General features: G+C 66.1%; 4 protein-coding genes. All 4 read left to right on the plus strand.

The genetic code is table 11. From position 1 onward, the window contains the following. On the plus strand, positions 1–3,156 hold a 3,156-nt coding region (locus tag ABZ656_RS55080), incomplete at its 5' end, for an amino acid adenylation domain-containing protein (RefSeq protein ID WP_360279867.1). A gap of 113 nt (positions 3,157–3,269) precedes the next feature. Beyond that, positions 3,270–3,482 carry an MbtH family protein gene (locus tag ABZ656_RS55085; protein ID WP_101408637.1) on the plus strand — a complete coding sequence of 71 codons (213 nt, stop codon included), beginning with the start codon at positions 3,270–3,272 and terminating at the stop codon, positions 3,480–3,482. A 53-nt stretch (positions 3,483–3,535) separates the two neighbouring features. Beyond that, a complete protein-coding gene (locus ABZ656_RS55090; protein ID WP_101408638.1) occupies positions 3,536–4,996 on the plus strand; it encodes an MFS transporter in 1,461 nt (486 codons plus the stop codon). A 37-nt stretch (positions 4,997–5,033) separates the two neighbouring features. Beyond that, on the plus strand, positions 5,034–6,925 hold a 1,892-nt coding region (locus ABZ656_RS55095), incomplete at its 3' end, for a condensation domain-containing protein (protein ID WP_360279871.1).

Genomic DNA, 6,925 nt, shown 5'->3' on the forward strand with positions numbered 1-6,925 from the left:
GGTTCGGGGGACGACATTCCGTTGGGTTGTGCCATTGCCGGGCGTACGGATGAGGCGCTGGACGATCTGGTCGGGTTCTTCGTCAACACTCTGGTGCTGCGGAATGACATCTCGGGGGATCCGGCCTTTGCTGAACTCCTCGGCCGGGCGCGGGAGGTGGCGCTGGCGGCTTACGATCACCAGGATGTTCCGTTCGAGTACCTGGTCGAGGTGCTCAATCCGGCGCGGACGCTGGCGCACAATCCGTTGTTCCAGGTCATGCTGGTGCTTCAGAACACCGCCCGCCCGGAGCTGGAGCTTCCGGGTCTGCGTTTGTCTGCCGCTCCGGTCGGCAGCGATACGTCAAAGTATGACCTCGGTTTCAGCATGACCGATCTCTATGGCGAGGACGGCACGCCGCTGGGGATCGGCGGTTCCATCGAGTACAGCACCGACGTGTTCGACGAGGCGACAGTGGTGGACATCTTCCATCGCTGGGCGGAATTCCTGCGTGACGTGGTGGAGACCCCGGGCCGGCGCGTGAGCGAGGTGAATGTGCTGCTGCCCGGTGAGCGGGAGCAGTTGCTCACGGAGTGGAGCGGTACGTTCGACGGGGTGTTGTCTGGGACGTTGCCTGAGTTGTTTGCGGCTCAGGTGGCTCGTACCCCGGACGCGGTTGCTCTGGTGGCGGGTGGTGGGGTTGAGCTCACTTACTCGGAGCTTGATGTGTGTGCTGGGCGGCTCGCTCGTCGGCTGGTTGCGGCGGGGGTGGGTCCCGAGTGTGGGGTTGCCGTTCTGATGGAGCATTCGGCTGCGTTGGCGGTGGTGTTGCTGGCTGTGGTGAAGGCAGGTGGTTTCTACGTTCCGCTGGACGTGCGCTACCCGCTCGCTCACCGGCAGGCGATCACGGTCGAGACGCGCGTGGGTGTCGTCGTCACGGACGACGCGCTGTGTGCGCAGGCGGTGGAGTTGGGGCTGACTGTGCTGGTCGTTGATGCTCCGCTCGACGCGGTGGCCGACGGGGCTGAGCCGCTTGCTGTCCCGTGTGATGCTCGGCAGTTGGCGTATGTGATGTATACCTCGGGGTCTGCGGGGCGGCCGAAGGGTGTGGCGGTCACGCACGGGGATGTGGTGGCGTTGGCGTCCGACGGGCGGTTTGCAGGGTCGGACTTCGAGGCGGTGCTGCTGCATTCGCCGTACTCGTTCGATGCGTCGACGTTTGAGTTGTGGGTGCCGTTGCTCAATGGTGGCCGTGTGGTGGTGGCGCCTTCGGGTGATCTCACCGCCGGTGGGCTTGGCCGGGTGGTCGCGGAACACGGGGTGACGGCGCTGTGGCTGACGGCGGGGCTGTTCGCTGTGGTGGCGGAAGAGGAGCCTGGCTGTTTCCGTGGGGTGCGGCAGGTGTGGACCGGTGGTGATGTGGTCTCGCCGGTCGCGGTGGGTGCTGTCCTGGAAGCCTGTCCGGGGATTGTGGTCGCCAACGGTTACGGTCCCACCGAGACGACGACGTTCGCCGCCACGCACCGCGTCGAATCGGCACCCCGGGGCGTGTTGCCGATCGGGCGGCCGTTGGACGGTATGCGGGCCTATGTGCTGGACGCGGTGTTGCGGCCGGTGCCGGCCGGGTGTGTGGGTGAGCTGTTCCTGGCGGGTGCGGGACTGTCGCGTGGGTACGTGGGCCGGCCGGGGCTGACGGCGGAGCGGTTTGTTGCCGATCCGTTCGGGGCGGCGGGGGTGCGGATGTATCGCACGGGTGACCTTGCGCGGTGGAGTCGTGGGGGTTTGCTGGAGTTTGTGGGGCGTGCGGATCAGCAGGTCAAGTTGCGTGGGTTCCGGATCGAGCCGGGTGAGGTCGAGGCGGTGTTGGCGGGTCATCGGGCCGTGGCGCAGGCGGCGGTCGTGGTCCGTGAGGACCTGCCTGGCGGCAGGGGCCTGGTCGGCTATGTCGTCCCGGCGGGTGAGGTGGACGTCGAGGGGTTGCGGGCCCATCTCTCGGCGCGGCTGCCGGAGTACATGGTCCCGGCGGCCATCGTGACTTTGGACGCGCTGCCGCTGACCGTCAACGGCAAACTCGACCGCCAGGCACTCCCTGCGCCCGAGTGGACGACCACCGAGATCAGCCGCCGCGCCCGGACCCCGCAAGAACAGCACCTCGCCGAACTCTTCGCGGAACTGCTCGGGATCGAGACCGTCGGCATCGACGACGACTTCTTCGAGCTCGGCGGTCATTCACTGCTGGCCACCCGCCTGATCGCCCGTATCCGCACCACCATGAACCTCGATGTCGATCTGCGCACAGTCTTCCAAAACCCCACCGTCGCAGGGCTCGTTGCACACATGGAGATCGGTGGGGCGAGTGACGGATTCGATGTCATGCTGCCCCTGCGGCCCAGCGGCCGCCACGCGCCGCTGTTCTGCTTCCATCCGGCGTCAGGGATCGGCTGGTCCTACTACCGGCTGCTGAGCTATCTGGATTCGGAGTGCCCGATATACGCCGTGCAAGCTCACGGTCTGGCTGGAAGAGATCTTCTCCCGGAATCCATGGAAAAGATGGCGGTGGATTACGCCGACCACATCATGAAGGTTCAGCCCGAGGGGCCCTATCATTTTCTGGGGTGGTCCTTCGGCGGACACGCTGCCCACGCGGTAGCCACCGAACTGCAGCGGCGCGGAGAGCGAACTGCTCTGCTGGCCATGCTGGATGCCTACCCGATGGGTGATTCCGCTGAGGCGGTACAGATCATTGACCAGCGTGGACTGCTGCTGAGTCTGATCGACGGCGACGAGGATGTCGTAGGCGACGGACCTGTGACGACCGAGCGGGTCATCGAGGTGCTCCGTGATCAGGGCGGGCCACTGTCGACCCTCAGCGAGGAGCAGATCACCGCTGTGGTCGAGACCAGGATGAACAACATCCAACTGGTACAGAAGTTCACCCCGCGCAGGTTCGACGGGGATCTGTTGCTGTTCGTCTCGGCGACAGGCCAGAACAGCGACGTGGCCTCATCTGGGGAACCATGGCGGCCGTACGTGGCAGGTGCAATCGAAACCCAAGGCGTGATCAGCAGTCATGACGCATTGATGCAGACCGAATCCCTGGCGCAGTTCGCACCGATCCTGGCAGCCAGGCTCCGCAGCCTCACGGGCGATTCCTCGCCTTCCGGCCCCGAGAGCTGACCGTGTTCGGGCGCCCGTAAGGCGGGCGCCCGAACGATCCGATGACCCGACTTTCTGTGATGGGACTGCTGTCAAACAGTCCCGTACATCGCACGACAAGGAAAGGAATTCCCATGACCAATCCGTTCGAGAACCCGGACGCCGAGTACCGTGTGCTGATGAATTCCGAGTGCCAGCATTCGCTCTGGCCGGTATTCGTGGAGGTACCCGCAGGCTGGGACGTGGCATTCGGCCCGGCTCCCCGGAACGACTGCCTCGCATACATCGAGGACGCCTGGACCGACATGCGCCCGAAGAGCCTGATCGACTCGATGAACGGCGACTGATCAGCTGGAACTCAGTAGCCGTCGATCACCGCACATCCTCGGGAAATTCCTTCATGCTCTCTGCATTGCGCGCGACCAGGGCGGCTGCTCTGCCGGCGTCCTTCCACCCGGTCCTCGCGGCTGTTGCCGTGTCGAGCGTGGGCGACGGCGTGCGGCTTATCGCCTTTCCGCTGCTGGCGGCGAGGCTCACCGATGACGCTCGGCAGGTGGCCCTGGTGGCAGTCGCCGGACAGATTCCGTGGCTGGTGACAGGGTTCGCTTCGGGAATCCTGGCCGACCGATTCGATCGGCGTCGCATCCTGTGCGTGGTGGACGGTCTGCGCGCAATCGCCATGGGCCTGCTCGCTGTGCTCACAGCCCTGGATGCCTTGTCCGTGCCGGCACTGGCCGCCTCCGGCTTCCTGCTGGGGTGCGGCCAGACGTTTTTCAACGGAGCCTGGGTGGGCCTGGTACCCGAGCTGGTCGACCGCAGCCAGCTGGTCCGAGCGAACGCCCGGATCCAAGCCACCGCGATGCTCGCGGGACTTTTGCTCGGCACTCCGCTCGGAGCGGTGCTGTACGGCGTCTCCGCGCCTCTGCCCCTCGCGGTGGACGCCCTGTCATTCGCCTGCTCCTCAGTGTGCATCTTTTCTGTACCCCGCGCCCGTTTGGACGGCCGAGAGCAGGCCGCAGGCGAACCTGCACGACGGGGAGTGCCCGGCGCTGCCGGCACCGTCCGCCGTCGCGGGGCTCTTCCCCAACCCGCTGACCGCCGGGACCGGGCACGGCATCGCGGCGTGGACGGCAAAGGTGGACCCGGCAAGGAGGACCTCGCGGGCCCTGCTGCAGGAGACGGTCGGCGCGCTTCGCGCGCTGCTCTCGGGTTGGGGCGCGGACGGCACCGCCGTCGGCAGCAGTTGGAGGGAAGGGCGCTCGATGGAGTGCGCTGGCTCCGGCGCGACCGGCTGCTGCTCAGTCTGTGTCTTGTGTCTGCGACGACCAATTTTGTCGTGGCCGGCCTGATGTCCGTACTCGTACTCTACGCTCGCCAGGCACTAGGGGTCGGCACCACGGGCTTCGCGCTTCTGGTGGTGGCCTTCGGCGCAGGGGGACTCGGGGGAGTCTCTGTCGCTCCGCGTCTGGCCTCCGCGTTGGGATCGATGCGAACCCTGCGCGCGGGCCCGCCGATCATCGGCGCCATCATCCTCGGCCTCGGGGCAGCAAAGTCGGGCTTTGCAGCAGCGGCCCTCGTCGCCGCCTATGGCGCGGCAAATACCGTCTGGAATTCCACCGTTATATCACTGCGTCAGTCCGTGGTCCCCGACGCGCTGCTGAGCCGTGTGTCGATGGTGTACCAGATGACCACGACAACGGCCGGCGCGGTGGGCACTCCCATAGCCGCCCTGCTCTTCGACGGCGTCGGTCCACGGGCTCCCTTCGTCGCAGGAGGGGTCCTGCTGGCCTTTTCCACCTTCCTGGTGCGCCGGTCGGCGCACCGAATTCCGGTCCCTTCGCTCATAACTGACTCGAGGTAGAAAAATGTCTGTGTATGGAGCTGGTCGCCGTGAGCTCATGGTCGGCCAACAGGGGATCTGGAACGCGCAGCAGCTCGACCCGACGAGTCCCGCGCTCAGCATTGCCGAATACTTGGAGATCCACGGCAGGCTGGACACCGAGCGTTTCGACAGGGCGCTGCGGCAGGCTGTTGGTGAGGCCGACGGCTACCACCTGCGCTTCGAGGCGGCCGACGACAACGTATTCCAGCACTTCCGACCGACGGACGACTGGACGCTGCACCGGGCCGACTTCCGGTCCGCCGAGGATCCGCGTGCCGCTGCCGAGCAGTGGATGCGGGCAGACCTGAGCCGCCCGTTCGACCTGCATGCCGGTCCCTACTTCGTCCAGGCTCTGCTCACCGTCGCGGACGATGCCTACATCTGGTACCAGCGCGTCCACCACGCCATCGGCGACGGGTACAGCGGTTCGCTGGTGGCATCGCGATGCGCGCAGATCTACACGGAGCTGTCCCGCGGAGTCCCGGTGACCGAGAGCGCGTTCCCGTCAGCGACTCTGCTGATGGACGCGGAGTCCGCATACCGGGCGTCCGAGGACTTCGAGCGCGACCGAGCCTTCTGGACCGATGCCCTCAGCGGCAGCCCCGAGCCGCCCAGTCTCGGCCAGCGGCCCTCGCAGCAGGCGCCTCTCGGCTCCCTTCAGGCGAACGCCGAGGTCGGGCCGGCCACCGCAGAGGGCCTCCGGCGACTGGCTCGACGTCTTGGGACAAGCCCATCCGCGCTGTTCATCGCCGCAGCCGCCCTCTCCGCCGCCCGGATCACCGGGTCGGACGAGGTCACCCTTGGTGTGCCGGTCCTCGGGCGCAAAGGCGGACCGCAACTTCGGACGCCCGGCATGATGGCGAACATCCTGCCCGTCCGATTCATGGTGGGCCATGACATAACGCTCGGGGAGTTCGTCCGTCAGGTATCGACAACGGTCCGCACCGCATTGCGGCATCAGCGCTTCCGCTACGAAGACATGCTGCGAGACCTACGACGGGTCAGGCGTGGCGGCCTGTTCTCAGCTGTTGTGAACGTGATGCCGTTCCGCAGTGACCTCACCTTCGACGATCTGGCAGTCACTGCACACGGTCTGGCGTCTGGAAACGTGCGCGAACTGTCTATAACAATTCGGGAGGGGGCGGCTGGTGGCCCGTTCGCTCTCGCCTTCGACAGCCCGTCAGGCGCACTCAGCGAAGAGGGCCTTGCCACTGCTGCACGAGTTTTCCAACAGGCCCTGGAATGGCTGGCGAAGGCCGACGCCCAGGATGCCCTGCGCCGCTGGGATGTGCTGTCTTCGGCTGAGCGTGAGCAGGTGTTGGGGGAGTGGAATGACACCGCGCATGAGGTGCCGGGTGACAGTTTGGCGGCACTTTTTGAGGAGCAGGTGGTTCGTTCCCCCGATGCGGTGGCCGTGGTGGATGCCGATGGGACGGAGTTCTCGTATCGGCAGGTGAATGAGCGGGCGAATCGGCTGGCGCGGAGGCTGGTAGAGCTTGGTGCCGGGCCGGAAGGCCGGGTCGGTGTTCTGATGCACCGTTCGGTGGAGATGGTGACGGCACTGCTGGCGGTGCTGAAGTGTGGTGCTGCCTATGTTCCGCTGGACCCCGAGCTGCCGGCGGACCGCCTTTCCTACATGCTTGACAATGCGCGGCCTGCTGTCCTGCTCACCGGTGAAGGCCTGCTTGATGTGGTGCGGGAGGGGGATTCGGGAGGCCTGGAGGAGTTTGTAAGTGCCGTGGTCGTGCTCGGAGACCAGGCGACGGTGGCGGAGCTGGAAAAGCTGCCGGATGATGACCTTTGTGATGACGACCGGTTGGCGCCGTTGTTGGGTGGTCATCCGGCGTATGTGATTTTTACGTCGGGTTCGACGGGGCGTCCGAAGGGTGTGGTGGTTTCGCATCGGGG

Origin of the sequence: Streptomyces sp. NPDC007095 (assembly GCF_040634475.1) — a bacterium.
Classification (GTDB): domain Bacteria; phylum Actinomycetota; class Actinomycetes; order Streptomycetales; family Streptomycetaceae; genus Streptomyces.